Source organism: Salinibacter pepae, assembly GCF_947077775.1.
GTDB lineage: Bacteria > Bacteroidota > Rhodothermia > Rhodothermales > Salinibacteraceae > Salinibacter > Salinibacter pepae.
Genome location: NZ_CAMTTE010000001.1, coordinates 2,462,961 through 2,489,646 on the forward strand (window position 1 = coordinate 2,462,961; position 26,686 = coordinate 2,489,646).

19 protein-coding genes are annotated in these 26,686 nt (G+C 66.8%); 11 read left to right on the forward strand and 8 right to left on the reverse strand.

The window, feature by feature from the left end; genetic code table 11:
* The first annotated feature begins 8 nt into the window (after positions 1–8).
* The 6 genes from OJA40_RS10270 (at position 9) to OJA40_RS10295 (ending at position 7,074) form a co-directional block, all read left to right on the forward strand.
* Complete coding sequence (locus OJA40_RS10270) at positions 9–1,106, forward strand: quaternary amine ABC transporter ATP-binding protein (protein WP_208426901.1); 1,098 nt, start codon at positions 9–11, stop codon at positions 1,104–1,106.
* A 64-nt stretch (positions 1,107–1,170) separates the two neighbouring features.
* Positions 1,171–2,055 carry an ABC transporter permease gene (locus OJA40_RS10275; protein ID WP_263810580.1) on the forward strand — a complete coding sequence of 295 codons (885 nt, stop codon included), beginning with the start codon at positions 1,171–1,173 and terminating at the stop codon, positions 2,053–2,055.
* A gap of 140 nt (positions 2,056–2,195) precedes the next feature.
* Positions 2,196–3,188 (forward strand): glycine betaine ABC transporter substrate-binding protein, encoded by a 993-nt coding sequence (locus OJA40_RS10280; RefSeq protein ID WP_208426899.1) that lies wholly within the window; start codon positions 2,196–2,198, stop codon positions 3,186–3,188.
* 162 nt (positions 3,189–3,350) lie between these two features.
* A complete protein-coding gene (locus OJA40_RS10285; RefSeq protein WP_208426898.1) occupies positions 3,351–4,370 on the forward strand; it encodes a glycine betaine ABC transporter substrate-binding protein in 1,020 nt (339 codons plus the stop codon).
* A 156-nt stretch (positions 4,371–4,526) separates the two neighbouring features.
* The gene (locus OJA40_RS10290; RefSeq protein WP_208426897.1) at positions 4,527–5,822 is read left to right on the forward strand and encodes a porin family protein; all 1,296 of its coding nucleotides are present in this window, start codon (positions 4,527–4,529) and stop codon (positions 5,820–5,822) included.
* 244 nt (positions 5,823–6,066) lie between these two features.
* Positions 6,067–7,074: a TIGR00341 family protein gene (locus OJA40_RS10295; protein ID WP_263792469.1), complete on the forward strand. Its 1,008-nt coding sequence runs from the start codon at positions 6,067–6,069 to the stop codon at positions 7,072–7,074.
* 39 nt (positions 7,075–7,113) lie between these two features.
* Here the strand turns inward: OJA40_RS10295 and OJA40_RS10300 are convergent, their stop codons facing one another.
* Entirely contained in the window at positions 7,114–8,355 is a 1,242-nt protein-coding gene (locus OJA40_RS10300) for an MFS transporter (protein ID WP_208427445.1), read from the reverse strand.
* Between the two features lie 375 nt (positions 8,356–8,730).
* On the opposite strand from OJA40_RS10300, the gene OJA40_RS10305 reads away from it, so the two are divergent.
* The 5 genes from OJA40_RS10305 (at position 8,731) to OJA40_RS10325 (ending at position 15,866) form a co-directional block, all read left to right on the forward strand.
* Positions 8,731–11,562, forward strand: a complete 2,832-nt coding sequence (locus OJA40_RS10305; RefSeq protein WP_208427444.1) for a TonB-dependent receptor — start codon at positions 8,731–8,733, stop codon at positions 11,560–11,562.
* A 238-nt stretch (positions 11,563–11,800) separates the two neighbouring features.
* Positions 11,801–13,375: a T9SS C-terminal target domain-containing protein gene (locus tag OJA40_RS10310; RefSeq protein ID WP_208427443.1), complete on the forward strand. Its 1,575-nt coding sequence runs from the start codon at positions 11,801–11,803 to the stop codon at positions 13,373–13,375.
* Positions 13,376–13,539: 164 nt separating this feature from the next.
* Positions 13,540–14,721 carry a glycosyltransferase family protein gene (locus OJA40_RS10315; protein WP_263810581.1) on the forward strand — a complete coding sequence of 394 codons (1,182 nt, stop codon included), beginning with the start codon at positions 13,540–13,542 and terminating at the stop codon, positions 14,719–14,721.
* 45 nt (positions 14,722–14,766) lie between these two features.
* Positions 14,767–15,081, forward strand: a complete 315-nt coding sequence (locus OJA40_RS10320) for a hypothetical protein (RefSeq protein ID WP_263810582.1) — start codon at positions 14,767–14,769, stop codon at positions 15,079–15,081.
* Positions 15,033–15,866, forward strand: coding sequence for an endonuclease/exonuclease/phosphatase family protein (locus tag OJA40_RS10325; protein WP_263810583.1), 834 nt, complete (start codon positions 15,033–15,035; stop codon positions 15,864–15,866). Before OJA40_RS10320 ends, OJA40_RS10325 begins: the two co-directional genes overlap by 49 nt.
* Here the strand turns inward: OJA40_RS10325 and phoU are convergent.
* From phoU to uvrA, 7 genes are all read right to left on the reverse strand, one after another.
* Entirely contained in the window at positions 15,854–16,564 is a 711-nt protein-coding gene (phoU, locus tag OJA40_RS10330; protein ID WP_013060977.1) for a phosphate signaling complex protein PhoU, read from the reverse strand. The two genes, OJA40_RS10325 and phoU, sit on opposite strands and share 13 nt — an antisense overlap.
* 143 nt (positions 16,565–16,707) lie before the next feature.
* Entirely contained in the window at positions 16,708–17,919 is a 1,212-nt protein-coding gene (locus OJA40_RS10335) for a glycosyltransferase family 4 protein (RefSeq protein WP_263810584.1), read from the reverse strand.
* A 29-nt stretch (positions 17,920–17,948) separates the two neighbouring features.
* Entirely contained in the window at positions 17,949–19,184 is a 1,236-nt protein-coding gene (locus tag OJA40_RS10340) for a glycosyltransferase family 4 protein (RefSeq protein WP_263810585.1), read from the reverse strand.
* 270 nt (positions 19,185–19,454) lie between these two features.
* A complete protein-coding gene (locus tag OJA40_RS10345) occupies positions 19,455–22,073 on the reverse strand; it encodes a zinc-dependent metalloprotease (RefSeq protein WP_263810587.1) in 2,619 nt (872 codons plus the stop codon).
* 333 nt (positions 22,074–22,406) lie between these two features.
* Positions 22,407–22,682 (reverse strand): hypothetical protein, encoded by a 276-nt coding sequence (locus tag OJA40_RS10350; RefSeq protein WP_263810588.1) that lies wholly within the window; start codon positions 22,680–22,682, stop codon positions 22,407–22,409.
* 137 nt (positions 22,683–22,819) lie between these two features.
* A complete protein-coding gene (locus OJA40_RS10355) occupies positions 22,820–23,362 on the reverse strand; it encodes a hypothetical protein (protein ID WP_208426524.1) in 543 nt (180 codons plus the stop codon).
* Positions 23,363–23,634: 272 nt separating this feature from the next.
* Positions 23,635–26,583 (reverse strand): excinuclease ABC subunit UvrA, encoded by a 2,949-nt coding sequence (gene uvrA / locus OJA40_RS10360; RefSeq protein ID WP_208426525.1) that lies wholly within the window; start codon positions 26,581–26,583, stop codon positions 23,635–23,637.
* Positions 26,584–26,686: the final 103 nt, after the last annotated feature.

Here is a 26,686-nt window from a genome sequence, read left to right on the forward strand (position 1 = left end):
CGTACGCCATGGCTGTTATTGAGGCAGAGGGACTCTGGAAAATTTTTGGGGGGGACCCCGAGCGCGCCCGCACCCTTGCGAAGGAGGGCATGTCGAAGGCCGAGGTGAAGGCGGAAACCGGCTCCGTGATCGCGGTCGACGACGCCAACTTTGAGGTCCAGGAGCAGGAGATCTTCGTGGTGATGGGCCTTTCGGGCAGCGGCAAGTCGACCCTGCTCCGGTGCGTCAATCGCCTGATCGAGCCGACGTTTGGGAAGGTGCACGTCCACGACGACGAGGTGACGGCCTTCGATGAGGATCGCCTCCGCAAGCTGCGCCGGACCAAGATGTCAATGGTCTTCCAGAACTTCGGGCTTTTTCCCCACCGGACGGTCATCGGGAACGTGGAGTACGGCCTCGAGGTCGCGGGCATGGACAAAGAGAAGCGGCGTGAGAAGGCCCGCCAGTCGCTGGAGCTCGTGGGGCTGGACGGGTACGAGGACAGCCAGACCAGCCAGTTGAGTGGGGGCATGCAGCAGCGGGTGGGGCTGGCCCGTGCCCTCGTCAACGACCCCGAAATTTTGCTGATGGACGAGGCGTTCAGTGCCCTGGATCCCCTCATCCGGGCCGACATGCAGAACGAGCTGCTGGAGCTGCAGGAGCAGTGGGACCCGGCCTGCACAATTCTCTTCATCACCCACGACCTCGACGAGGCGCTGAAGATGGGCGACCGCATCGCCATCATGAAGGACGGCCGGATTGCCCAGATTGGCACCCCCACCGAAATCCTCACCGAGCCGGCCGACGAGTACGTTCGGTCCTTCGTCGAAAACGTGGACCGCACGAAGATCGTCCCCGCCCGCACCGTAATGCGGTCCCTCGGCGACGACGAGACGGTGGCCGCCGACGGGCCGTCCGTTTCGCCCCACACGCCGATTGCCGAGCTGCTCCCGGCACTGGTCGATGCCGACGGGCCCCTGGCCGTTCGCGACTCGGGCGGCACCCTTCAGGGCGTCGTCAGTCAGGACGCCGTGATGGAGGAGGTCGTGCAGAATGCCGACGGGGCGCGGCGGCGGGACGCCCGCGCCGGCCGGACCGACGAAGACCCCGAAGCAGCGGTGGCCTGATCCCCGACGACGGTCTGTCCCCTCCCTACGCTCATTGCCCTGAACGACCACACTCGAGTGCACAATGCAATTGGACCTCGGCGGCGCCTTTGCGTCCCTCATCAATTGGATTCAGAACAACTTCGGTCCGCTTCTCGACGGGATTGAGCTCGTGATCGGAGCGACCATCCAGGGGGCGAAGGACGTACTGCTCTTCCTCCCAAGCTGGGCGATGATCGTGCTCTTTACCGCCCTCGCGTGGTGGGTGGCGTCCCGCGGCGTGGCCGTCTTTACGGTCGTCGGGCTGACCCTCCTGGAGGACGTCGAGATTGCCCTGTTCGGGATGGAGATTGCCTTCGGCATGGGGCTGTGGGAGTTTGCGATGCAGACCCTCGCCCTTATCGCCACGGCGACGCTAATCTCGCTCCTCGTGGGCATTCCCGTGGGCATCTGGGCGGCGAAAAACGACGTGGTGGACGCGATCGTCCGGCCGGTGCTCGACTTCATGCAGACAATGCCGGCGTTCGTGTACCTGATTCCGGCCGTTGTGCTCTTCGGGCTGGGGGCAGTGCCGGGCGTGATCGCCACCTTTATCTTCGCCACGCCCCCGTGCGTGCGCCTGACCAACCTCGGCATCCGCCAGGTGTCGGAGGAGGCCGTGGAGGCGGCGGAGTCCTTCGGGTCCACCCCGAGCCAGATGCTCTTCAAGGTGGAGCTGCCGATGGCCCTGCCCACCATCCTGGCGGGCGTGAACCAGACGGTGCTCCTGGCCCTGTCGATGGTCGTAATCGCCGCGCTCATTGGGGCGGGCGGGCTCGGGGACCCGGTCGTGGAAGGCATCCAGCAGCTGCGCATCGGGGTCGGGTTTGAGGGGGGACTGGCCATCGTCATTCTGGCGATTTTTCTGGACCGCATCACGCAGGCCGTGGGGGAGAAGGCCGGCGCCTCGACCCAGCCCACGACCGGGTGACCCGCGCGTGCTGCTGAAAGGGGGAGGCTCGTGCAACACGGCCCGGACGAGGGCGTCAGAACTGGCCGTCGTCCGGGCACGCTTCTTCGCTTTGCCGTACCACTTGGACACTCATCATCACAAGCAAAAACCCTAACGCTATGAATCTTTCTTCGACATCACTCCGCTCGTTCATCGCCGTGGTCGCGGCCGTTGGTCTCCTCGGGACCGGGCTTGCCGGCTGCGGCGGGGGCGGCGGGGACAGCCAGGACGTATCGCGCAAGATGAACATGGTCACGGTGAACTGGATCGAGGGGATGGCTTTCACCTACGTCCAGGAGCAGATCATGGAAAACCAGTACGACATGGAGGTTGACGTCCGGGAGGTGGGCGGCGGCGGCATCGCCTTCTCGTCGGTGGCCGAGGGGGACCGCGACTACTTCAACGAGGCGTGGCTCCCCACGACCCACCAGGACCCGTGGAGCAAGGCGCAGGGAAATGCCGCCAAGCTGGGGTACACCTACAAGGGCACCTCGGTGGGCCTGACCGTGCCGGCGTACATGGACATCTCCAGCGTCTCAGAGCTGGAAAACTACCGCGACGAGCTCGGTGGCGAGATCAACGGCATCGAGTCCGGCGCGGCGGTCAACGACCAGACGCGCACGATTCTTGAGAACAACGGCCTCGACGGGTTCTCGGTCGTGGCGTCCAGCGGCCCGGCGACGTGGCAGGCCCTGGAGAACGCGGTCAACAACGAGCAGCCCATCGTCGTTACGGGCTGGTACCCGCACTGGAAGTGGGGCTCGTTTGACCTGAAGTACCTCGAAGGGGCGCAGACCGGTCAGTCGCCCGTCTTCGGAAACCCCGAGGATGTCTTCAAGATCGTGGACAACGAGTTCACGGAGGAGTTTCCGAAGGAGGTCGTGTGCTTCCTGAAGGTCTCGGAGGTGACCGACGAAGAGATTGAGAGCCTCATGGGCGACTTCCGCAACCGCGGCGACATGAGCAAGCGGGAGGCCGCCAACCAGTGGATTGAAGACCATCAGGAGGACGTCAACGCCTGGACCAAGCAGGCCGAGGAGTGCGCTGCGTCCGACGGCGCGGTGGAGACGCTCCCGGACGACGCCACGTTCTCGCGCGAGCAGAGCACGTAGGCGTCTGGCTCTGGTTTTGACGACGCAGCACCCCCGATTGCCGTCCGGCGGTCGGGGGTGTTTTATGGACGGACATGGCGCCGGCGGGCCCGCGCACGCCCTGTGCGGGCGGCCGGGGCACCTTGCCTTTCACGCTACCTCTCTGATTAATGCGTCCTTCCGATGAAACGACTCATCACTGCGGCACGCGCCCTGTGCCGCTCGTACTGCGCGGCGGCCGTTGCCGCGTCGCTCCTTGCGCTGGGCACAATGGGCTGTGGGGGGGATGCCTCCGACAGCGCCGGTGGTGGCGCGTCGGCATCGTCGCCCCCCCTGAAGATGGTGACGGTGAACTGGATTGAGGGCCTCGCCATGAGCTACATGCAGGCCCAGGTGCTGGAGGACAGCCTAAACGTGCCGGTGGACCTGAAGGAGGCCCAGGGCGGCGGCATCGCCTTTTCGTCGGTGGCGGAGGGGGATCGGGACTTTTTCAACGAGGCCTGGCTCCCCACCACGCACCAAAACTCGTGGGGCGACCTCCAGGGCCAACTCCAGAAGCTCGGCTACACGTACCGGGGCACCTCGGGCGGGCTCGTGGTGCCGGCGTACATGGACCTCCGCTCGGCGGCCAACATCGGCGAGTACCGCGAGGCGCTCGGCGAAAAGATCTACGGCATTGAGGCCGGCTCCCCCACCAACGACAACATCCGCCAGGTGCTGGACCAGCACGGCATCGAGGGCTTCTCGGTGGTGGCGGCCAGCGGCCCGGCCACGTGGCAGCGCCTCCGAAGCGCCATTCAGGACCGCCAGCCGATCATCGTGGCGGGGTGGAAGCCGCACTGGAAGTGGAGCGCGTTTGACCTTCGGTACCTCCAGGAGGGGAAGACGAACCAGTCGCCCGCCTACGGGCCGCCGGAGGACATCTTCACGGTCGTCGACAACCAGTTCATCGACGAGTTTCCGAAAGAGGCCGTCTGCTTCCTGCAAAAGTTTGAGGTGACCGACCAGCAGATCGGCAGCCTCATGAACACGTTTCGCACCCGCGGCGACATGAGCAAGAGCGGGGCCGCCGAGCAGTGGGTGCGGAACCACCCGGAGCACGTCACCCAATGGCTCGACCAGGCCGAGGCGTGTGCCGCCTCGGACGAGGCCGTGACGCCCCTTCCGGACGACGCGACCCACTCCCGCGATCAGGAGGCGTAGGGCCGTGCGGCCGGCCGCGGCTCCCGGGCGCCGCCCTGATAACATTATCGCAATCTCTTCCCCTGATCTACACGATATGACCGGATCACCTCCGGTCTCGTTTGTAGCACTACGCTACCCTTTGTGACCCTTTCTCATAACGCACGACGTTCCCATATGAACCGGTACTGCACTGCAGTCCTCGCGCTTTTTCTCACCGCTGGATTGATGCTCCCCGGCTCGGCCCTCGCCGACGACCCGGAGCCCGCCGATGACAGCACCAACGCCACCTCCCTGGTCGCCAACGCTTGGGAGAGCGACACCGACGCGGCGGCGCCCCAGCAGGACGAGCCGACGCTCGACGTGAGCTTTAACGGTTCGCTTCGCTTCAACGCCCTTTTCCGGTCGTATGGCGCCGGCCAGAACGGAAACTTTGAGGACCAGGCCGACAATGTACTCGGAAATGGTGGATTCACGTTCGATACCTTCCGGATTGGGGCCAGTGGGTCCTACGGAAGCCTCATTTTCGACGCCGAGTGGGCATTCTACCCGGAGTCTTTTGGGGGCAACTACATTCACCATGGCTGGGTCGGGTACGAATTCAGTGACGCCCGCCAGATCCAGGTCGGCGTGAGCCAGGTGCCGTTCGGCATCCAGCCGTACGCCTCCAGCAGTTGGTTCTTCAACAACACGTACTACGTCGGTCTAGAGGACGACTACGAGGCCGGCATCAAGGCGATGTACCAGGCCAATGGCTGGGACATCCAGGGGGCCTATTACATGAACTCCGAGCAGACCGATTTCTTCGGCGCTAGCAATGCGGGGCGGTACTCCTACGACGTAGTCCCGAGCACGAGCGCCGGATACATCGACACCCGCGGCGTGACCGAACAGCACCAGTTCAACGCGAAGGTGGCCTACTCCTTTGACCACGGTGGGCTCGGCTTCACGAAGGTCGGTGTGTCCGGGCAGCGGGGCCAGCTCCTGAATGAGGGAACCGGCGAAACCGACTGGCATGCCGCGTACGCCGCGCATCTCCAGGGCCGCTACGGCGGCTTCGAGGCGAAGTTGGAGTTTGCCCAGCAGGAGTTGAACCCTCCAAGCGTGACCGATGACCGCTTCGTCGTGATGGGGGCTTACGGGTCTCCCAACCGGGTGGCGAGTGAGCACAACGTGTACTCGTCCAGTCTGGCGTACCACATTCCGGTGAATGCCGGCCCGATCTCGGAGATCAAGCCGTACTACGACTTCAGTCAGGTGACGAAGGACGTGGACGCGTGGAATGACAACGTCAACCACGACATCGGCTTTCTCACGTCGGCCGGTCCGCTGTTCGTCTACACGGACCTGATTATTAGCAAGGGCCACCCGTTTAACCAGCCGTTTGACGGAACCTTCTCCGGGGTCATGGCGGAGAACAACGACAACGAATGGCGAACGGCCTTCAACGTGAACATCGGGATCTACTTCTAACCGATCCCCGCCGACGGTTCGGCGACACTGAGGTCTCCGTACGGGGACGCAGGCGGCACCGGACGCCCGGTGGCCTGCGTCCCTTTTGTATTGGGGCCGTATTGTATTGGGACCGTATTTTCTTGGGGCCGGACGCATCTACGGAAGGGCCCCGACCGGCCCGGCTGGATGCGCGGCGGCGTCGTGGTTATCCTCTAAAGGTACGCCCGCCACCCTCCCTCCTCGCCCCGCGTGTGCCGCCCGTATGGCCCTCCGCCTGATCGACCTCTACCACCCGGACACGGACGACGCCCTCGACGTGCCCGACGCCCCCCACGACGTGCTCGGGCACTGGACCTACGCGATCGACGATGGGCAGCGCGTGGACCGCCTGCTCATGGAGGTGGAGGACACCGAGCCGTTCCTGGATTGGGTGGAGGGCACGGCGATCACCGAGTATCGGGTGGTGATCCAGGCCGTGGAGGCGACGCTGCCGCGGCCCGAGGTGGACGCGGACGAAGGGGAGACGCGGGCAGGCGGTGAGGCCGCCGAGGAGGAGGACGAAGAGAGCGCCGCGCGGGTGGGGCGGGCCGAGCTCTACGAGTACGCCCGCGACGCGACGGACGTCTCCAGCTACTACTACGCGCTCATCGCCCTTTCGGTGATCGTCGCGGCCGGGGGCATGCTGCGGAACCAGACCGCCGTGGTGATCGGGGCCATGGTGATCGCGCCCCTCGTCGGCCCCAACCTGGCCCTCGCGCTCGGCACCACCCTCGGGGACCTGGACCTGCTCAGGCAGTCCGCCTGGGCAAACGTGACGGGGCTGGCCTTGGCCCTCGGCGGGGCCTTGGGCCTCGGGGGCGTCATGGCGGTCGACCCGGCTACGGGCGAGCTGGCGGGGCGCACGGTCATCGGGATCGCCGACATCGCGCTGGCCGGCGCGGCGGGGGCGGCCGGGGCGCTGGCGGTCACTCGGGGCGGGGCCACGGGCCTTGTGGGGGTGATGGTGGCGGTGGCGCTGCTGCCCCCCGCCGTGGCCACGGGCCTCCTGCTTGGGGCGGGGCATCCCGACCCGGCCCTCCGGGCGGCCCTGCTCACGGTGACCAATGTCGTCGCCCTCAATCTGGCGGCGGTGTGCACGTTTTTGCTGCTCGGTGTGCGGCCCCGCGACTGGCGCGACGTGGCGCAGGCCCGCACCTCCACCCGCATCGCCCTCGTGCTCTGGGGCAGTGCCCTGGCCGTGCTTGCGCTCCTCCTCTGGCAGTTTGCCTAATTCGGGAGCCCGGCTTGCCCTCGGACTACACACGGCCCGCTACGGCGCCTCCGCGACACTCGGGGCGTCGGGCGGGGGCTCCTCCACCGAGGCGAGCGGCGGCTCCGGGAGGCCCCAGTGCACGAGGCCGGCCATGCCGATCATCGCGAGCGCGCCGCCGACGGCATTGCTGAAGAAGCCGTAGGGGCCGTACGTGATGCTGGCCACGAAGCTGCCGAACCCGAACCCGGCCTGGCCCACGCTCATGGCGAGGCCCATGAGGAGACCCCGCTGGCGGTCCGGCACGAGCGCCGTGATAAGCGACTGCAGCGGCCCCACGCGGATCCCGATCAGGCCCATGGCCAGGAAAAAGAGCACGGCCGCGATGAGGAAGCCCGTGATGTAGAGCGGGGCAAACGCCATGAGGAGGCCCAGCGCCAGGGACGCCCACACCACGATCGGCTTGCGCCCGATCCGGTCCGAGAGGCGCCCCCCGAGCGGGGACGCGAGAATGTTGGCGGTGCCCCCGATGGCGAAGAGGAGGGCAATCTCGTAGCTCGACACGCCCACCGTGGATTCGAGCCAGCTGGGGAGGAACGACGTGAAGAGCCCGAAGCCGGAGAACATGAGGAGGTACGACGCGACGGCGTTGACGGCGTCGGAGCCCCGAAGCACCGCCCGGTACTTCTCCACGAGGCGGGCCGGCGTGAGCCGCTGGTCGTCGAGGTCGGCGTCCGGCTGCGGGACGTACAGCCAGATCAGGACGGCCGAGACGGCCATGGGCACCGCAAACATGAGGAAGGGCCACCGGTAGCCGAAGCCGGTTGCGAGCACCTTGCCGATCGGGATGCCGGCCACCTGCCCGAAGGCGGTGCCGCTCATCACCCACCCGTTGGCCCAGCCGCGCTGCTCGTACGGAAAGTAGTCCCCCACGTAGGCCACCGAGCCGCTGGTGAGCATGCCGCCCCCGATGCCCGCCAGCAGGCGCATCGAGAACAGCAGGACGTAGCTCTCCGCCACCGTGTGGAGGGTGAGCGTGACGGCCATCAGGATGGTCCCGTACAGCAGAATGAGCCGGCGCCCAATGCGGTCGGACGCCGGGCCCGTAATGAGGGCCGACACCCCCAGCGAGAGCGCGTAGGCCGTGAGCAGCATGCCCTGCCAGAACGCGTTCACCCCAAGCGTCGCCGCGATCTCCGGGAGAATGGGCACCATGATGATCAACTGGCTGCTGGCCGAGAACATCATCAGCCAGAGCGCAAAGAGGATCAGGTACGGGTTCGAGGTTTTCGTGTCGGGCACGAACGGAGGGGGGCGATGAGGGGGCAGACGGAGCGAGAATTCAAGCCTCTAAAATCAGGAGGACGCGGCCCACATGCAGGATGCACGCCCAAATATTTGACGAAGTTTGTCGCCGGCCCGGGGGCCAGGGGGACGGAAGGGGATGCATTCACGGGCCGGTTGGCGTTCCGTGCGGCCGGCAGCGCGTCGGGGCAGACGCCGAGACGCAGTCGAGTGAAGACATCGGGAAACCGGCCCAGGTAATACAACGGTGATCTGTGCGTAATGGCGGCGTTACACACGCTTCGTATTGTACAATGCGTCGTCTGGTTCGCCTGGCACGCCGCGAACGTCGGCGCCTGCGCCGATGCCCCCCCCACAATTCTACTTCTTTCGATGTCCGAGTCTTGGATGCGACGCCTGGTCGCTGCGGCCCTGATCGTGCTGATGGGAATCGGTCCCCACGCCGCCGTGGCGCAGGACGCGGCATCGGCTGGAGTCGTCACAGGGGTGGTCGTGGAGAAGCAGCGTGGAGCGCCCCTTCCGGGAGCGAACGTAACGATCGAGGGGACCACGACGGGCACGTCGACGGACCTCGATGGGCGGTACCGCATCGACGACCTCGAGCCGGGGACCTATAATCTCGTCGTCTCTTTCGTCGGCTTTCAGCAGAAGACGGTGACGGGGGTAGAGGTGACGTCCGGAGAGACGACCACCCTCGATGTTGCGCTTGCCGGGGAGACCGAACAGCTCGATGAAGTCGTGGTCCAGGCCCAGGCGGCCCGGGACTCCGAGGCGGGCCTGCTCAAGAAGCGAGCGAGGGCGGCGACCGTCGTGGATGCCATCAGCGCCGAGACGATCGGGAAATCAGCGAGTTCGACCGCGGCGAGCGCCATCAAAAAGGTGACGGGGGCGTCGGTGACGGACGGGACGTTCGTGAACGTGCGCGGCCTGGGGGGGCGCTACGTCAACGCACAACTCAACGGCGCGGAGCTGCCCAGTGCGAGCCCGAACACCAATTCGGTGCCGCTCGACCTCTTTCCCGCCGGCCTGCTCGACAACATCGTCACGAGCAAGACCTTCACCCCCGATAAACCAGGGAACTATACGGGCGGAAACGTCAACCTGAGCACCAAGTCGTTTCCAGACGAGCGCACCCTGTCGTTCTCGACGTCGGTCACCTACAACAGCGAGGTGCAGTTCGACACTGTTCTCCGCCCGGACGGGGGATTGGACGAGATCCCGGCCATGGTTCCGTCGTTGCCGGAGGGGGAGCTCACGGCCGAGAACCAGCCCATCCCGCCCTACTTCGGGGCCAATCAGCAGGAACAGCAGTTTCTCGATGAGGTCACGCGAGCCTTCAGCAAAGGAAAGGTGACCCCCCAACGGCGCTCGGGCCCCATCAACCAGGGGTATTCCGCCTCCTACGGCGATCAGTTCCAGGTCTTCGGCGATACGCCACTCGGCCTCGTGACGGGCGTCACGTACAGCCGAAGCACCAGCGCGTCCCGGGACCGGCGTTCGGCGGCGGCGGGCGCCGGGGGAGGGGCCGGCGTTTCTACCGAATTTCGCCTCACGGGAGAAAGTGGCTCCACGGAAGAGGTGCTCGGCGGGATTGCGAATTTTACCCTGAACCCACACCCCAACCATCAACTCTCGTTCAACACCCTGTACAACCGCTCGGAGCAAAAATCGGCGGTTTTCCTGTCCGGGCGGATTCCTCGTGACGACGACTCTCGTACTTTCAACCGCCGCCGCATTGAGCCCATCGACCGGACGGTGTGGAATCTACAGGCCAAGGGGGAGCACATGCTCGGGAGTGACGGCAGCAACACTCCTCGTCTCACGTGGAGCTCGTCGTACTCGCAGACCACGCAGGATGAATCGGACGTCCGCTTCTTCACGGACGACTTTCTCCCCGAGCGCAACGTGCACCGCATCGCGCTCTCGGTCTACGAAGCACCCACCCGGTACTTCCGGAATCTCAAAGAGTCCACCTGGAGCAACGACCTGTCTGTGTCGGTGCCGTTTGGGCCCGGCAGTGTAGAGGTCGGAGGAAGCTACCTGCGCAAGGAGCGAGTCCTTGAGGAACGACGGTTTGTCTACGGAAACTTGGATTCCCCCAACTACGAGGGCGCTCCCGATACCTACTTCGGCGAGTGCATCGGCCTCATCGGTACGGATGGTTGCGATACCGGCCCCTACCAGAACGCCGACCGGCCGGATCTCGGGGTTGTCATTCAGGAGCGCACGGCGAACCAGAATAACCTCGCTGGCAACCGCACGGCCGGCGGCGGATTCGCGATGGTCGACACGGACGTGCCCGGCGTCGCGGACCTGCGGTTCATCGGCGGCCTCCGCGTCGAATACACCGACCAGTTCGTGGAGACGCGGGACGGACAGACCGGACGGATCGAAACGACCGACCTCCTCCCGTCTGCCAATCTCGTCTATGCGCTCCGCGAAAACATGAACGTGCGGGCCGCCTATGGGCGCACGATTGCCCGGCCTACGTTCCGCGAGTTTTCGCCGTCTACGTACTACGACTTCCAGCGACAGGAAATTTTTGACGGAAGCCCCAACCTCGAGCGGACGCTCGTGCACAATCTTGATCTCCGCTGGGAGTGGTTCACGGGGCCCGGCGAGCTGTTCGCAGTGAGCGGATATTTCAAGTCGTTTGACGCCCCCATCGAGCGGGTGGTCGTGGAGCAGGCGATCAATCGGGAGGTGACCTACCAGAACCAGCAGAGTGCCCAGGTCTACGGCGTCGAGATCGAGGCCCGGAAGCGCCTCGGCTTCCTGGCCGACCCGCTTCGGCACCTGGAGGTCGGCGGCAACCTCACGCTCACTGAGTCCTCGGTCACGGACGCGTCGGGGCAGGATCTGGGCCGGCCCCTGGAGGGACAGTCACCCTACCTGATCAATGCCGACGTGTCGTACGACAACCCAGAGCTGGGGACCACGGTCTCGGTCTTTTACAACTACTTCGACGACCGGCTCGATACGATTGAGCGGGAGAACCAGCCGGACCAATATGAGCGGGGGCGCCACACGATCGACGTGGTGGCCTCGCAGGCCCTTCCGTTTGGGGTCGAGATGAAGGGGTCCGTCAAAAACCTGCTCAACGAGGAGACCGAGATCTACCAGGACTTTTCGGGCAACGCGTTTACGACGGTCCGGTACAGGACCGGTCGTACAATCTCGGTTGGATTCACCTACAACCTGTAGCAGCGAATCTGGCGAAGGCAATCCACTTGCAGGCCTTGCGAATCTGGGTGCGAGAGCGCACCCCCTTGAGAAGAGGCGAGCCCTCAGCGGCTCGCCTTTCGGTGTTTTTGAGCCCCCCATTACGGGAATGTTATGCCGCCGGGCATCGGGGCGGCGTCGGCTCGGAGACGGAATTGCGTTGAACGCTCATTCACTCAACAACGATAGCATGACTCAGGCGAACCCGAGCAGCACACACATGCGCACCTACGTCCAGTTGGGAGTGGCGGCCCTTCTCCTGCCCGCCCTGGTCTTCCTCACCGGCTGCGACAGCAGCGGAGGCGGAATGGAAGATCCAGAAACGAACGATCCGTCCTCCGCGGCCAACCTGGCCAATTACGACACCACGGAGACGGCCATTGTCTTCAACGAGGAGGGGAATGACCTCGGCGTGGTGCCGAGCAATCAGGACGTTATCGACAACAACGCGAACGTCCGCTCCAACTACGTGAAGTGGACGAGTGACAACACGTATCATCTCGACGGGCGGACCTTCGTCAACCCGGGGGACACGCTCGAAATCGAACCGGGGACCGTCGTGAAGGGCATCCCGAACCAGGACCCGACGAACGCGAGCGTGCTCGTGGTCGCGAACGGCGGAACGATCATCGCCGACGGCAACCCCGGCAGCGACGATCCCAGCCAGGCGGACCCGATTATCTTCACGACCCGAGAGGACGACGTGAGCGCCCCGAACGATCTCTCGGCGGGCCTCGACGGCGCCTGGGGCGGCGTGATTATCCTGGGCAACGGCCCGAAGAACTTTCCGGGCTCGCGCAACGTGGAGGGCATTCCGAGCGACGTGAGCCGCGCCTCCTTCGGGAGCAGCAGTCCGGACCCGCAGCACGACGCGGGCACCTTCCGTTTCGCCTCGATCCGGTACGGCGGGATCTCCATCGGCCAGGGCAACGAGATTAACGGCCTTACGATGGGGGCGCTGGGTGCCGGCACCACGATCGAGTACGTCGAGGTCTTCAACAACCAGGACGATGGCTTCGAGTGGTTTGGCGGCAACGTCAACGGTCGGTACCTCCTGTCCTCCCGCAACGGGGACGACTCCTTCGACATCGACCAGGGCTACAGCGGGAACCTTCAGTTCCTCCTCGCCATCCAGACGCCGAACCGCGGCGACCGCACCGGAGAGCACGACAGTGGCGACGACGGATACGGGGGCAACAGTGGCGCGACTGGAGAAGGCGACACGCCGATCTCCGACCCGCAAATTTACAACGCCACGTACATTGGCTCGGGGCCGAATGGCTCGGGCGACGTCGGGTTGAAGCTCCGGGACAATTTCGGCGGCAACTACTTCAACTCGATTTTCTACGACTTCCCGCTTCAACTCATCGAGGTCGAGAATAAAACAGACGACCAGGGGAACGACATCGGCCCCGACGCTCGGGACCGCTGGGAGTCGAGCCAAGAGCCGGGCCGGCTGACGGTCGAGAGCAGCATCGCCTGGAAGTTTCAGTCGGTGTCGGACGCCAGCGCTCCCTTCGAAGACCTCGTCGAGAACGGCGGATCGTGGGGGGCGACGGTGGCCGACGACCTCGAAAACAACTACGACGTGACGTACGAGGACCCGGGCCTCTCGCGCTCGCTGGGCGGCACCTTCCAGACGGTGGGCGTGGTCCCGACCGGTGACGTCAGCGGGGGACAGTCTCCGCAGGGCAGCTACTTCGAGTCGGTGACCTACAAGGGCGCCTTCGACCCAGGGGGCAGCAACTGGGCGAAGGGCTGGACCTTCTCCGACGAGGTTGGAATGTTCGAGTAGTGCGTCGCTGAGGATGACGTACTGCGTGCCTGTCCGCCGGGCATCCCCGATTGACGGGGGTGCCCGGCGTTTTTGTGTTGGGGCCCCAGGGCGGGGCCGGAAGGCCACTCGCCGATTGGGAACGGAGCACCCGCATCTCGTGTGCGTGTGGTAGTCCAGTCGGAATGTCCCACCCACCATGCACCGGCGACGCAATGGCGCTGCGCTGTCTTTTTGTCGTCCAGGGCGAGGGCCGCGGCCACCTCACGCAGGCGATGGCCCTGCGGCGCCTGCTCCGGGACGCCGGGCATCGGGTCGCCGGGGTCGTCGTGGGCAAGAGCGACGACCAGGCGGTGCCGGCCTTCTTCCGGGCGGCGTTCGAGGCCCCCGTCACGGACGTCGAGAGCCCGGGCTTCGTGTCGGACGACGCGGACCGCTCGGTGCGGCCGTGGGCCACGCTGCGCCGGGCGCTCGGGCGCACGCCGACCTACTGGCGCAGCCTGTCGGCCCTCGACGCCGCCATCAGGCGCCACGACCCGGACGTGGTGGTAAATTTCTTTGAGCCCCTGATGGGCCTCCACGCTGTGACGCATTCGCCGTCCGTGCCGGTCGTGGCGGTGGCCCACCAGTATATGTTTTTGCACCCCGCCTACCAATTTCCGCCGGGGCGCAGGGACAAACGGTGGGCGGCCCGCGCGTTTGCCCGCCTCACGGCCTGCGGCGCCTCGCGGCGCCTCGCGCTCTCGCTCTACCCGGCCCCCGATCGGTCCCAGGACGACCTGGCGGTGCTGCCGCCGCTCCTGCGGCCGGGCGTGTTTCGGCAGCCCCGAGACCGAACCGAGCCCTTCGTTCTCGTCTACATCCTGAACAGCGGGTACGCCGACGAGGTGATCCGGTGGCACGAGCAGAACCCGACGGTGCCGCTCCACTGCTTCTGGGACCGGCCGGACGCGGCCCCTGTGGAGGCCTACGACGAGACGCTGACCTTCCACCAGCTCGACGACGAGAAATTCCTCCGCCTCATGGCCCGGTGCCGCGGCTTCGTGTCCACCGCCGGCTTTGAGTCGATCGCGGAGGCGATGTACCTGGGGACGCCGGTTCAGGTGGTGCCGGTGGAGGGGCACTACGAGCAACGCTGCAATGCCGTCGACGCGGTGCGGGCCGGCGCGGGGGTGCGCAGCACGCAATTCGACATTGGGCACCTCCGGGCTGCGCTGGCCCGCGGATCGACCCCCGAGGCGCGCTTCCAGGCGTGGGTGCGGCAGGGGCGCCACCGGTTCGTGCGGGAGCTTGAGGCGGCCGCCCGCCGCCCTGTCACCGGGTCGTTGGGGCCGCGGGTGGCGGAGCGAATTCTCGAGGCGGCCTGATGCAGGGCCCGTCCGTCCGTTGAACGTTCGCAACGAGGCATTGCCATGGGGGTCCGACGCGTATTGCAGGGGCTGGCGTGGAGCGGGGCCGGGCTGCTGGTCGCCGCGTTCCTAATCGGGTACGCGGCGCCGTACCTCCCGCCGGCCCGCTTCTGGTGGACGGACCTGTTTGCCGTGCTGCTTCCCGCCCTCGCCGCGGCGGTCGGCCTGCTGGGCATTGGACTGGTGGGCCAGGGGGCCTACTCGGGACGGTGGGGGCGCCTGGGGGGCGGGGGGCACTGCTCCTGCTCGTCGCACTGCGGTTTGGACCGGTGCCAACGGGGGAGGCGTCGGGGCACGACGCGGACGCGCTGCGGGTGATGACGTTCAACCTGCCCCCTGCATTCGCCCGCGGGCCGGACCGCGAGCGTACGCTGGCTGAGCTCGTCCAGCGGGAGGCCCCCGCCGTGCTGAGCGTCCAGGAGACGTGGATGAAAACACGGTCGGCGTCGGACGACGGGGGGCTGTTTGTGTCCTGGCCGCTCCGGGTGCTCCTGGAAGACTCGGTCGGGTACGCCCTGCCACGGGCCCGCCCCCCCGAGACCACGATCTACCGGCCGGTGCTGGGGCAGGTGCGATTGGACTCGATGCGTGTGCACCCGCTGCCCCCGTCCGGGGCGTCCGACCCGCGTTCCCGCTATACGCGTACGTTCTTCACCTGGCAGGGGCGCCCCGCCGTGCTCTACAACGTCCACCTCCACACGGTGGGCACCCGCCCCTGGGACCTGCCGGGCACGGCCGCGTCGCTTGCGCGCTGGCGCACCGTCCTGCGGACGTACCGGGCGGGGGCGCTGCACCGCGCCGACCAGGCCCGCCGCATCCACCGGCACATCGAGCAGGAAACGCGCCCGGTGCTCCTAACGGGCGACTTCAACAGCACCCCGCACCAGTGGGCCTACCGCCACCTACTGCAGGGCCTTCGGGCGGCGGGCGGGGGCGCCACCTTTCCGGCCGGGTGGCCCCTCGTGCAGATCGACCACGTCCTGGTCGGGCCGGCGTGGCGCGTCGGGTCGGCCACCGTTCCGGGGCTGGACACCACGGACTTTGTGTCGGACCACCGTCCCGTCGTCGCCCGGGTCCGGTGGCGGGACGGCTACGAGGAGTAGGAGGAGCGGAGGGGCGATCTGCTGCCGGGGGCCATCTCCTCCTGCACGCTGGCGTGGCGGATGTCGACGCCCTCGATGAGAAAGACGACGCCCTTCGCGATGTTGGTCGAGTGGTCCGAGATCCGCTCGATGGCCTTGCTGGCGGTGATCAGGTGGGCGGCCACCTCGGCGTGCTCCGGGTTCTTCTGGATGTAGTCCACCAGCCCCCGAAAGTTTTCGTGGTGGAGGCGGTCCACCTCGTCGTCCAGATCGGGAATGCTGCGCGCCAGCTCTGCGTCCTGGTCCAGGAAGGCCTGCTTCGCCTCGTCGAGCATGCGGCGGGCCGCCTGGCTCATCTCGCGGATTTTGACCGCGTCCAGGACGCCGGGGGCCTCGGTCACGTGCTCCGCGTTGCCGGCCAGGTTGCGGCAGTGGTCCCCAATCCGCTCCAGGTCGGTGTTGATCTTTTCGACCGTGAGCAGGGTGCGGAGGTCGGTGGCGACGGGCTGGTGGCGGGCCAGGATGCGCTGGCAGTACTCGTCGACCTCCAGCTCCAGGGCGTCGACCTCACGGTCACGGTCCATGATGCGCTCGGCCTGGTCCACGTCGTGGGCGAGCAGGGCGTCGACGGCGTCGGTAAACTGTTCGGCCACGATGGTGGCCATGTCGAGCAGGCGGCTGCGGAGCTCCGTAAGTTCGCGGGCGAGGCGGTTCGGCATGAGGGTCCCGGTCGGGTCGTCGGAGGATATTTGAGCACTGTCATACGACCGGGGCAGAGGAATGTGCCGTCGGGGCGTAGAAGCCCGGGCCCCGTCGTTCCCGACGGCGGCCCGAGTGGCAGGCGGCCCCGCCTGGCGGGCCGCTATCCCGCCGCGCGGGAATGGGCAGGGGGGCGATCGGTCGTGTCGGGGGCGGGCGGGGTGCCCTGCCGCCAGAGGGCGCGCAGGACCGACAGGTACGTGTCGGCGACGGCGGGCCACCCGAACGTGCCCTCGGTGTAGTGGAGGGCCCGCTGTGCGGCGGCGTCCAGGGCCTCGGGGTCGTTGCGGTACGCCGCGATGGCGTCCACGAACGCGTCGGGGGACTGGGGGGCGACGAGGTGGCCGTTCACGCCGTCGGCAATCACATCCTGGATGCCCTCAAGGCGGGCGGCGACGGCGGGGGTGCCGCACTGCCCGGCTTCGAGAAGCACGATCCCGAAGCCCTCCATGTCGTCCTCGACGGGCACGTTGGGCATCAAAAACAGGTCGGCCCCGCGGTAGAGAGCGCCCAGGGTGTCGTTCGGAACCCGGCCCAGGAGGCGGACGCGAGGAGCCAGGTCGTGCCGCGCGACGGCGGCCTCGATCGTGTCGAGCTCAGGGCCGTCGCCGGCGACCCAGTAGTGCACGTCGGCGGGGAGGCGGGGCATCACCGTGTCGACGAACCAGGCCGTGCCCTTGCGCTCGACCTGTCGGCCCACGCTGCAGAGCAGGAGCCCGTCGGGTGGGGGGGAGGGGGGCGACGCCTCCACACTCGCGCCCAGGGCCCGGCGGGCCGTTGCCCGATCGGCGGGCGCCTCGAAGCGATCCGTGTCGGTTCCGTTGGGCACCACGCGGAGTTGATCGGCCGAGGCGCCGCGGTCGAGGCAGGCCTGGCGGGTGGCCCGGCTGACCGGGAGCACCGCGTCGAGGGCGCCGAACACCGTCGGGACGAACCACTGGTAGGGCGGGAACGGGGTCGTCACGTCCAGCCCGTGCACGATGGCGGCCGTCCGCACGCCATGGCGGCGGAGCAGGCCCCGCAGGGGCACTGCGAGGCTGGCCGTCACCATCGAGGAGAACAGGACGACGTCGACGGCGCTCTGCCGGGCGGCCCGGGCAATCTGCCAGCCGGCGCGGGCGAGAAACAGGGGCGTCTTCAGGTGCACCGTGCGCCAGGCGCTGCGCAGCAGCAGGGCGTCGTAGTCGAGGGCGTTCGCGTCGGCCCGGGCCTCCAGGGTCTCGTGGAGCTTGAGGGCGACGCGCTGCATGCCGCCCACGTTGGCCAGGGGGCGGCCTTCGGGCGGAAGCGAATGGGAGACGAAGAGAAGGCGCACGGGGGCGGCCGACCGGTGGTGGGAAGACGTTACGCAGTTGCGCCCGTCGGGGCCGGATCTGGCGGAGAAGAAGACGGGTGGTGCGGGAGCACCTCGTCGTAGTACCGGCTCATGCGGTGCAGGACGGCGGGCCAGGTGAAGTCCTGGGCGCGCCTGCGGGCGGCGGTGCCCATCCGGTCGCGACGCCGCTCGTCGACGACGAGGGTGCGCACCGCCTCGGCAAACGCCTCGACGTGACCGGGGGAGCAGAGCCGGCCCGTGGTGCCGTCGTCCACAAGGTCGCGGCTGCCGGCCGCGTCGGCACAGACCGTCGGGAGGCCCGATGCCATCGCCTCCAGGGTCACGTTGCCGAACGTTTCGGTGTCGCTCGGAAACAGAAAGACGTCGGACGAGGCGTAGGCCCGGGCCAGCTCGGGGCCGTCGAGGAAGCCGGGAAAGGTGGCGTTCGGCAGGCGGGTTTCCAGCTCCTCCCGCGCCGGGCCGTCGCCCACAACCACACTGTGGTGGGGGACGCCCTGGCGCTCCAGCCGATCGATGACGTCGGCGTACACGTCGAGCCCCTTCTCCCACACGAGCCGACTGACGAACGCGACCACCACCTCGTCGGGGCCGATGCCGTGGGCCCGGCGCCACGCGGCAGAGCGGCGGCTCGGGGCGAAGCGGTCGGTGTCCACCCCGCGGGGCCAGAGCCGAAGGTCGCTGTCGATGCCGTGTCTCCGAAGCGCGTCCGCCATGGCGTGGGTGGGGACGTAGACCTGCCGGCACTGGTTGTAGAACGAGCGCAGGTAGCCCCAGACGGGCGCCTCCAGCAGGCCGAGGTGGTAGTACTTGAGGTAGGAGCTGAAGTGGGTGTGGTAGGACGTTACGACGGGCGTGTCGGTGGCCTGGGCGCGCTGGAGGGCGTTGTGGCCCAGGAGGTCGGGCGTGGCGATGTGGTACAGCGTCGGGGCGAAGTCGTCCAGCGCCTGCCGAACGGAGGGGGTAAGGCCCAGGGACAGCCGGTATTCCGAGCGGCCGGGCACCGGCAGGGAGGGCACGGACGTGAGCGTGCCGGCGTGGTCCTCGATGGCCGGGTCCTCCACCGTGGGGGCGAAGACGCGCACCTCAGCGCCCTGTTGCTCCAGGTGCTCGACGAGGCGGTTGAGCGTGAGTGACACCCCGTCGGCGATGTGGGTGTAGGCCCCGGCAAAGAGCGCGATGCGCCGGGACGAGCGGCGGGAGGGACGGTCGGCGCGTGAAGGTTGCGAGTCGGCGGCCGGGCTCATACAGGTGGGGCAGAGGCAAAGGGGGGCTACGCGAAGCGGCGCCAGGGACGTAAACGCAACGCCCGTACGGCACTTGTAGTTGGGAAAGGATCTTCGAAATTACACGGCCGCCCTCAACCAGAAGAAAGTAACGCAGGCCGTCCTCCGGACGCCCAACACGAGGGACCGGCACCAAAAAGGCCCCAGGGAGCAGCCGTCCCTGGGGCCTCTGGCGTTTTGGGATGTCGCCGCCGGGGAGACGCGGACTGCTTTTCCCGCGGCCGCCACGCACTACTCGGCGGCGGTGGCCGCGTCGATCAGGTGAAGCACGTGGTCGGTGTGGGCGCGGGTCTCGGCGTTGACGCCGCGCTTGCGATCAATCATGCGCTCGATCTCCTGCAGGCTCTGGAGGGCCGCGCTCTGGGCCACGTTGTCGTACCGGGCGTCGCCTTCCTCGCCCACCACGGTCGCCAGGGACTCCACGTACGAGACCTGCAGGTTCTGGCGGAACGTGTTCACGTTGCCCTGCGCGTCGGCCGCAAAGACGGCGTCGGTGAGGTCGCGCATGTACGCGGCCAGCGTGTACTCGTTGCCGTAGAGGCGCGTGTCGGTCATGCGCTCCAGCACGTTCGGGTGCAAGAGGTGGGCCAGCACATTTTCCTGAATGCCGAGCACGCGGGCGTGGACCTTCGGGTCCTCCGACGCGCCGAAGAAGTTAAACCCGCGTCGCTGCGGCTGCAGGTGGCGGTAGAGCTCGTTCGGAATGATCTCGAAGGCGTCCGGTGCGAACAGGTGCTCGTTCAGGAGGTCGAGGGCCCGCTGTTGCTTCTCGAGGGGCACCGGGCGGTACGGCTCCGTGGCGCCCTCCTGCCCGATCAGCGCGCGGTCGACGTGAACGCCGCCCACGTAGCGGGAGGCGACGGCGGCCATCTGCGCGTGCTGGCCGGTCACGCTCAGGAAGGCATTCCGCAGCTCCTGGTACGACTGTCCGGGGTCCTCGTACTTCTCCAGAAGATCCCCCATCAGGTCCTCCACAAGCTGCATGCGCCCCTCGGCGTAGTCGAGCGCTTCGTTCGACATGTCGCCAATCATCACCTCGGGGTCGATGGCCTTGCCGGGGGCGCGCATGTCGTCCGCGTCGTTCCCGAAGGCGAGCGCCGGCTCCGTGGAGCGCGACAGGATGGCGTCGAGCTCCGTCTCGGAGGCGTCCGGCGTATAGCCGTACTCGACGGCCCACTCGTCGTAGGGACCGGGGCGGGTCGTGTAGTACTGCCCCTGATCGGCGTCCGGCGGGGCCACGTTCACGGCCGGGTAGTCCATGACCGAGCCGACGAGCCCCTCCTCCCGGGTGACCGAGGCGTCGTGCACCTCGTCGGTCGGGTGGAGCTGGGACGCCTTCATGTTGTGCTGCAGGCCCAGGGTGTGCCCCACCTCGTGCAGGGCGAGATAGTGGAGGGCCTCCTCCATGAGCTGCGTCATCTCGCCGTTGAGGTCCGAGGGGCCGCTCTGTTCGGGGCTCGGGGCCGCGGCGGTGGGGGCCAGGGCGGCCTTGCCGAAGAGGGTATTCATGTGCAGGAAGCCGGGCAGCGTGCAGGCGTGCTTGGGCAGGGTCTTCGGCCGCTCGCTGGCGGCCTGGAGCGGCAGCCCGGTCTCCTCGAAGAGCTTGTTCTGGTTGACCTGGTTGGTCAAGAACGCGTACTCCAGCATCACGTCCGCGCCCATGATCTGGCCCGTACGCGGGTTCACGAAGCTGGGGCCGTATCCGCTAAAGGGCGGGTTGGGGGAGGAGGTCCAGCGTAGCACGTTGTAGCGGATGTCGCCCGCGTCCCAGGAGGCGGTGTCTGGCTGCACCTTGACCTCGATCGCGTTCTTGAAGCCGGCTTCGCGGAAGGCGGTGTTCCACTCCAGCACCGCGTCGCGGATGATCGGCCGGATGCGCTCGGGGGTCGTATTCTCGATCCACCACGTGATCGGCTCCACCGGCTCGGAGAGCTCGGCGTCGGGGGTTTCCTTCTTCAGGTGCCAGCGGTTGATGAGGTCGTGGTAGGGCGTGGCGCTGGTGGAGGTCAGGTTGTCTTTCTGCTGGGTGAAGTACCCGACGCGCGGGTCGGCGAACCGGGGCTCGAAGTCGTTCTCCGGCACCTCAATGAGGCTGTGGCGCAGGGTGATCGTCACGTTGCGCGCGTCGGTCACGGCGTCGGAGCCCGGGTTGATGGGGCGCGGGTTTTCGAAGACGTAGTCGACGACCACGTCGGTATTTTTCGGATAGTTGTGGACCCCCTCCACCTTCGACTTCTTTTGGCTCTGGCGGCCCAGCTTAAAGTCGGTAGGGGACCCTCCAGGGGTTGGAGACGGCTTGACCTGCGTGAGCGACTCGGTGAGAAACAGATCGTCGGCACTGATGAGGAGGCGGCCGGTGGAGTCGTTCTCGGCCACAATCTTCTCGACGTGGAGGACCGACGGGCTGACGTTGGCGTCCGAGGCGCGGCTGAGCGTGCTCTCGTCGTTGAAGTGGAAGTTGGTGTTCACCTCCACGAACTCGATCTGGTCGTAGTGGCGCCGGACCTTGAAGACGGTGTTGTCGCGGTAGGCCCCGCGGAAGGTGCCGGCCTCCAGCACCCCGTCGACGATGTGGGTAAAGTAGATGTACTCCTGGCCGATCTGATCAGCGTCGAGCGCCATCTGGAGCGAGCCGTCGGTCGTGTCGCGGTAGACGGTAAAGAGGCCGCCGAGCGAGTCGCTCTTGGCGATGGCCTTTTCAAAGTCGCTTTTTTCCTCGTCGGCGTTCTCGGCCTGCTGTGTCGCCGTCTGCGCCGCGGCGGACGAGTCCGTCATCTGCGCCGAGCTGCTACAGCCGGCGATGAGGAGGAGCGTGAGGGGGAGGGTCCAGAGGAAGGTACGGGGACGCATGTCGAGTCGAAGGAGCTGAGTTTGGGGGAGGCTATGGAAAGGGGCGGAAAGACGACCGGTATCGCCCGCAGAGGGCGGGGCGTTTCCCACGAGCCGTACGGGGAAATTGTGGGCCTCAATTTTGGTTCCCGCCCCAACGGGTGCTAAGTAGACAAGGCGAAGGCAAAGATGTAACGCCTACGCCATGCGTCGCGGCGAGTGGGAAGGGGTGGGTGGCGAAGCATCCTGACCCTGTGGTGTGTCCCTACGGGAGGGGGATACAGATGAAGGGCTAACACGAGATTCGAAGACGGCGTCGCGCCTCCGGTTGTTACAGGGGGCGGGAAGAGGAGTCTACACGAGAACCGTCAAGACCCAACGGACGAGGTAGGACAGCGTAACGGCATATGCAAAGCTTACGAGGGGTCCGATGATGATGTACTCAGCGTGTCTCCGCTGCTGCTTCCCAGTGACGTCTCCGAATCGAAACAGCGGCTTTGCGGTCACGAGAATCCCGATAGCACTTGGGGCCCCGGCCAATACGAACACGTAGATCAAAAGGCGCTCGGCCATACCGACTGATTTGTCCGCCACGAACGAGTCCCGGCTCTTCGTCGAGTTGATCGGCATACGGCGCCACGATTTGAGCGACCGCAGGACTCCCTCCTCACACCACGAGCACAGCGCCGATAAGGACGAGGGGGATAGGTATCCAGAGAGTGCTCGTTGCCCTTGGGGATCGTTGGAAGAGGGCAAGGGGGGAGAGGTCAGGTGTCGTCTGCGATCACGTCAATGAGTTGACGGAAGGTGGAGGCTGTGCGCTCTACTTGCGACCAGTTGGCCCGCTGGAGATGCCGATTGACCGACTGACGAGTGATCGGCTCAGGTGACCACCCATCGGCGACGGCTTGTTGCGTGACGGATCTTTCGGTTCCGACGCCTCGAAGCATACCGGCCACGGCCCGGGCCTGCGCCTCCGTCCACTCGTGTAGAAGGAGATCCATCAGCTCAAACAGACTCTTCACCGCAAGGGAGCTGGTGATTGACTCCGACTTCGGAAGGACACACACGGCCCAGCAATCGTCGTCGAGCGTGTCCAATGCCCGTCCGGACTGTCGGAAGGCGGCCCCATCACTTTCGCTTAGGTTTTCGTCGGACACAAAGTCGACTGTATCCACCGCGACCGCAAATCGGGAGCGCAGGCCCCTCGCACAGAGGCAGGTCCAGAAATGAAGGACGCGCGGAAGCGCCTGCGACGGATCCGCGATGTAGCACTGCCATCCATCGCCCCCCCACAATCGCCAGATCATACGGAAATGCGTCTGGGCCTGCCTCTCTCGCCGCCACATAGGCCGTGCGGACCCGCTCCGGCAGATGACGCCGCTCGCCCGCCGATAAGTCTGACGATGCGATAATGTCCCCCGTAGCAACCGCGTGTAGGTCGGACATGACTGCGTTATTGTAAGCCGAAAACATCTTCTATCCATAGAAGAAGCCTATAATGGCTTACAAGCACAATCGATCTCTAGGTGGAAGCAGTCTCCCTGATATCTTTCAATGCAAAATGCCCGATGCAAAACGCTCACCGCAGCACGTCCCGCAGAAACCGACCGGTGTGGCTTTCCTCGCACGCCGCCACCTCCTCCGGCGTCCCCGCCACCACGACCTCACCCCCGTCGTCGCCGCCCTCCGGGCCGAGGTCGATCACGTGGTCGGCGTACTTCACCACGTCGAGGTTGTGCTCGATGATAAGAACCGAGTGGCCGCTCTCGACCAACTGTTCGAAGGCGCTGAGCAGCTTCCGGATGTCGTCGAAGTGGAGCCCGGTCGTCGGCTCGTCGAAGATGTAGAGCGTGCGGTCCGAGGCGCGGCCGCTGAGGTGGCTGGCGAGCTTGATGCGCTGGGCCTCTCCGCCGCTCAGCGTCGTCGACGGCTGGCCGAGCGTAAGGTAGCCGAGCCCAATGTCCTGTAGGACCTCCAGCTTGTTGATGATTGCCCGCTCGCCCTCGAAGAAGTCGGCGGCCTCGTCGACGGTCATGTCCAGCACGTCGGCTATGTTCTTGCCGTCGTACGTGACGTTGAGCACCTCTTTCTTGTAGCGCTGGCCGTTGCAGGCCTCGCACTCCAGGTAGAGGTCGGCGAGAAACTGCATCTCCACCTTCACCACGCCCTGCCCCTCGCACTCCTCGCAGCGCCCGCCCTTCGTGTTGAAGCTGAAGGTGCCCCGGTCGTAGCCGTGCACCTGCGACTGCCGCGTCTGGGCGAAGAGCTTGCGGATGCCGTCGAAGGCGTTCGTGTAGGTGGCGGGGTTGGAACGGGGCGAGCGCCCGATGGACGACTGGTCGACCATCTCTACGGCGTCGACGTTCTCGTGGCCGCGGATTGTGTCGTGGGCGCCCACCTTGCCGTCCCCGCTGCCGCCCTTGCGGCGGTGCAGGCCCTCGAAGAGCGTCTGGTTCGTGAGGGTCGACTTGCCGGAGCCCGAGACGCCCGTGACGCACACGATCTGGCCGAGCGGGATCTCCACGTCGACGTGTTTGAGGTTGTGCTGCCGGGCGTTCTCGATCACGAGCGTGTCGTCCGGGTCGACCGGGCGGCGCGCGTCGGGGACCGGCACCTCCTTCCGGCCGCTCAGGTACTGGCCGGTGAGCGAGCCCTCGGCCTCCAAAATCTCGTCGTAGGGGCCCTGAAAGACGACCTCGCCCCCGAAGGCCCCGGAGGCGGGCCCGAGGTCCACGAGCTGGTCCGCCGCCTCCATGGTGACCGGGTCGTGCTCCACCACCAGCACCGTATTGCCGAGGTCGCGCAGGCGCTGCAGGATGTCGATGAGGCGCTCGTTGTCGCGGGGATGGAGGCCCACCGTCGGCTCGTCGAGCACGTAGAGGGAGCCCACGAGCGAGGACCCGAGCGAGGTGGACAGGTTGATGCGCTGCGTCTCCCCGCCGCTGAGGGTTTGGGCGAGGCGGTCGAGCGTGAGGTAGTCGAGCCCCACGTCCACGAGGTAGCGGCTCCGTTCGCGCAGCTCCTCCATCACCCGCCCGGCCACCTCCTGCTCGTAGTCGGTCAGCTCCAGGGCCTCAAAGTAGTCCCGGGCGGCCCGCGTCGTCATCGCGCAGATCTCGCCGATGTGCTTCTGCTCCACGGCGTCGCCGCCCACCTTCACGTACAGGGCGTCGTCGCACAGGCGGTGGCCGCCGCAGTCCGGGCACTCCGAGTAGCCGCGGAAGCGGGCGCGGAAGATGCGGTAGTGACGCTTGTACGAGTTCTCCTCCAGAAACGCGAAGAAGCCGTGCAGGCCGATGTAGTTGTCCGTGCCCTCCCACACGAGGTCCCGCTCCCAGTCCGCCAGCTCGTGGTAGGGGCAGTCGATGTCGAGCCCCACGTCGGCCGCCACGGCAATCAGGTCCTTGAAGTGCGTGCCCCACTTGTCGCCCCGGAACGGCGCGAGGGCGCCGTCCCGGATCGAGAGCTGCTTGTTCGGGACAATCAGGTCCTCGTCGAGCCCCGGCACGCGCCCGAAGCCCTGGCAGGTGGGGCAGGCGCCGACCGGGCTGTTGAAGCTAAAGAGCTGCGGTGTCGGCTCCTCAAAGCGCATCCCGTCGCGCTCGAAGTGCGCGCTGAACTCAAACAGAGGAATGGGGCCCTGATGCTGCGAGGCGTCCGGGTGGGCGGTCTCGTCGTAGCCGCCGCGGGGGGCGGGAATGACGGTGCAGTAGCCGTCCCCCTCGTCGAAGGCCTGCTCCACGGACTCGGCGATGCGGGAGCGGGTGTCCGCGTCGCCCGTCCTCACCTTGAGGCGGTCGATGAGGACGCGCAGCCGAGCGCGGCCGTAGTGGTTGACGCTGCTGGGGGCCTCCTGGTTGAGGTCGAGAAGCTCGGGGGCCTGTCCCTTTTCTGCCTGCCGCTCGGTGGGCAGCCGCAGGATGCGGTAGAAGCCCCGCTCGCGGAGGCTCGTGAGCTGGTCGCGCAGGGCCATGTCCGCGTGCTCCGGGATGGGGGCGCAGAGGTAGAACCGCTCCCCGTCGTCCAGCGCGTCGTCGACCCGGTCCGCCACGTCGTGCGGCGTGTCCGTGCTCACCGGCTCGCCGCTCACCGGCGAGTAGGTGGTGCCGATGCGGGCGAAGAGGAGGCGGAGGTGGTCGTAGATCTCCGTCTGCGTGGCGACGGTCGAGCGCGGGTTCTTGCCCGAGGTCTTCTGCTCGATGGCGATGGCCGGGGCGAGGCCCGTAATCAGATCCGCCTCCGGCTTGTCCATCCGCTCCAGGAACTGGCGGGCGTAGGCGCTCAGGCTTTCCACGTAGCGGCGCTGGCCCTCCGCGTAGATCGTGTCGAAGCAGAGGCTCGACTTGCCGGAGCCGGACGGGCCGGTGAAGACGATGAGCTCGTTGCGCGGCAGGTCGAGGTCGATGTCCTTCAGGTTGTGCTGCCGGGCCCCGCGGATCACGATGTGGTCCTGCGCCGACTCGCGGGCGGTGACCGACGCGTTGGCGATGACGGGGTCCTGCGTGGGAAGGCGTTCGGTGGTGGGCATTGCGGGTGGGGCGTATGGGTGTGTCGGGGAGGCCTGTAGGGCGAGATGCGGTCCGGTAGCGCGGTGCCTGAGGAGATTAGGGAACGATTGAACGTAGTGGCAA

Coding starts and splice junctions, on each gene's coding strand:
- uvrA (WP_208426525.1), bottom strand. CDS start 26,583: ATGCCCACCACCGAACGCCTTCCCACGCAGGACCCCGTCATCGCCAAC.
- OJA40_RS10295 (WP_263792469.1), top strand. CDS start 6,067: ATGGCCCTCCGCCTGATCGACCTCTACCACCCGGACACGGACGACGCC.
- OJA40_RS10290 (WP_208426897.1), top strand. CDS start 4,527: ATGAACCGGTACTGCACTGCAGTCCTCGCGCTTTTTCTCACCGCTGGA.
- OJA40_RS10305 (WP_208427444.1), top strand. CDS start 8,731: ATGTCCGAGTCTTGGATGCGACGCCTGGTCGCTGCGGCCCTGATCGTG.
- OJA40_RS10275 (WP_263810580.1), top strand. CDS start 1,171: ATGCAATTGGACCTCGGCGGCGCCTTTGCGTCCCTCATCAATTGGATT.
- OJA40_RS10320 (WP_263810582.1), top strand. CDS start 14,767: ATGGGGGTCCGACGCGTATTGCAGGGGCTGGCGTGGAGCGGGGCCGGG.
- OJA40_RS10270 (WP_208426901.1), top strand. CDS start 9: ATGGCTGTTATTGAGGCAGAGGGACTCTGGAAAATTTTTGGGGGGGAC.
- OJA40_RS10315 (WP_263810581.1), top strand. CDS start 13,540: ATGTCCCACCCACCATGCACCGGCGACGCAATGGCGCTGCGCTGTCTT.
- OJA40_RS10285 (WP_208426898.1), top strand. CDS start 3,351: ATGAAACGACTCATCACTGCGGCACGCGCCCTGTGCCGCTCGTACTGC.
- OJA40_RS10355 (WP_208426524.1), bottom strand. CDS start 23,362: ATGATCTGGCGATTGTGGGGGGGCGATGGATGGCAGTGCTACATCGCG.
- OJA40_RS10310 (WP_208427443.1), top strand. CDS start 11,801: ATGCGCACCTACGTCCAGTTGGGAGTGGCGGCCCTTCTCCTGCCCGCC.
- OJA40_RS10345 (WP_263810587.1), bottom strand. CDS start 22,073: ATGCGTCCCCGTACCTTCCTCTGGACCCTCCCCCTCACGCTCCTCCTC.
- OJA40_RS10350 (WP_263810588.1), bottom strand. CDS start 22,682: ATGCCGATCAACTCGACGAAGAGCCGGGACTCGTTCGTGGCGGACAAA.
- phoU (WP_013060977.1), bottom strand. CDS start 16,564: ATGCCGAACCGCCTCGCCCGCGAACTTACGGAGCTCCGCAGCCGCCTG.
- OJA40_RS10280 (WP_208426899.1), top strand. CDS start 2,196: ATGAATCTTTCTTCGACATCACTCCGCTCGTTCATCGCCGTGGTCGCG.
- OJA40_RS10340 (WP_263810585.1), bottom strand. CDS start 19,184: ATGAGCCCGGCCGCCGACTCGCAACCTTCACGCGCCGACCGTCCCTCC.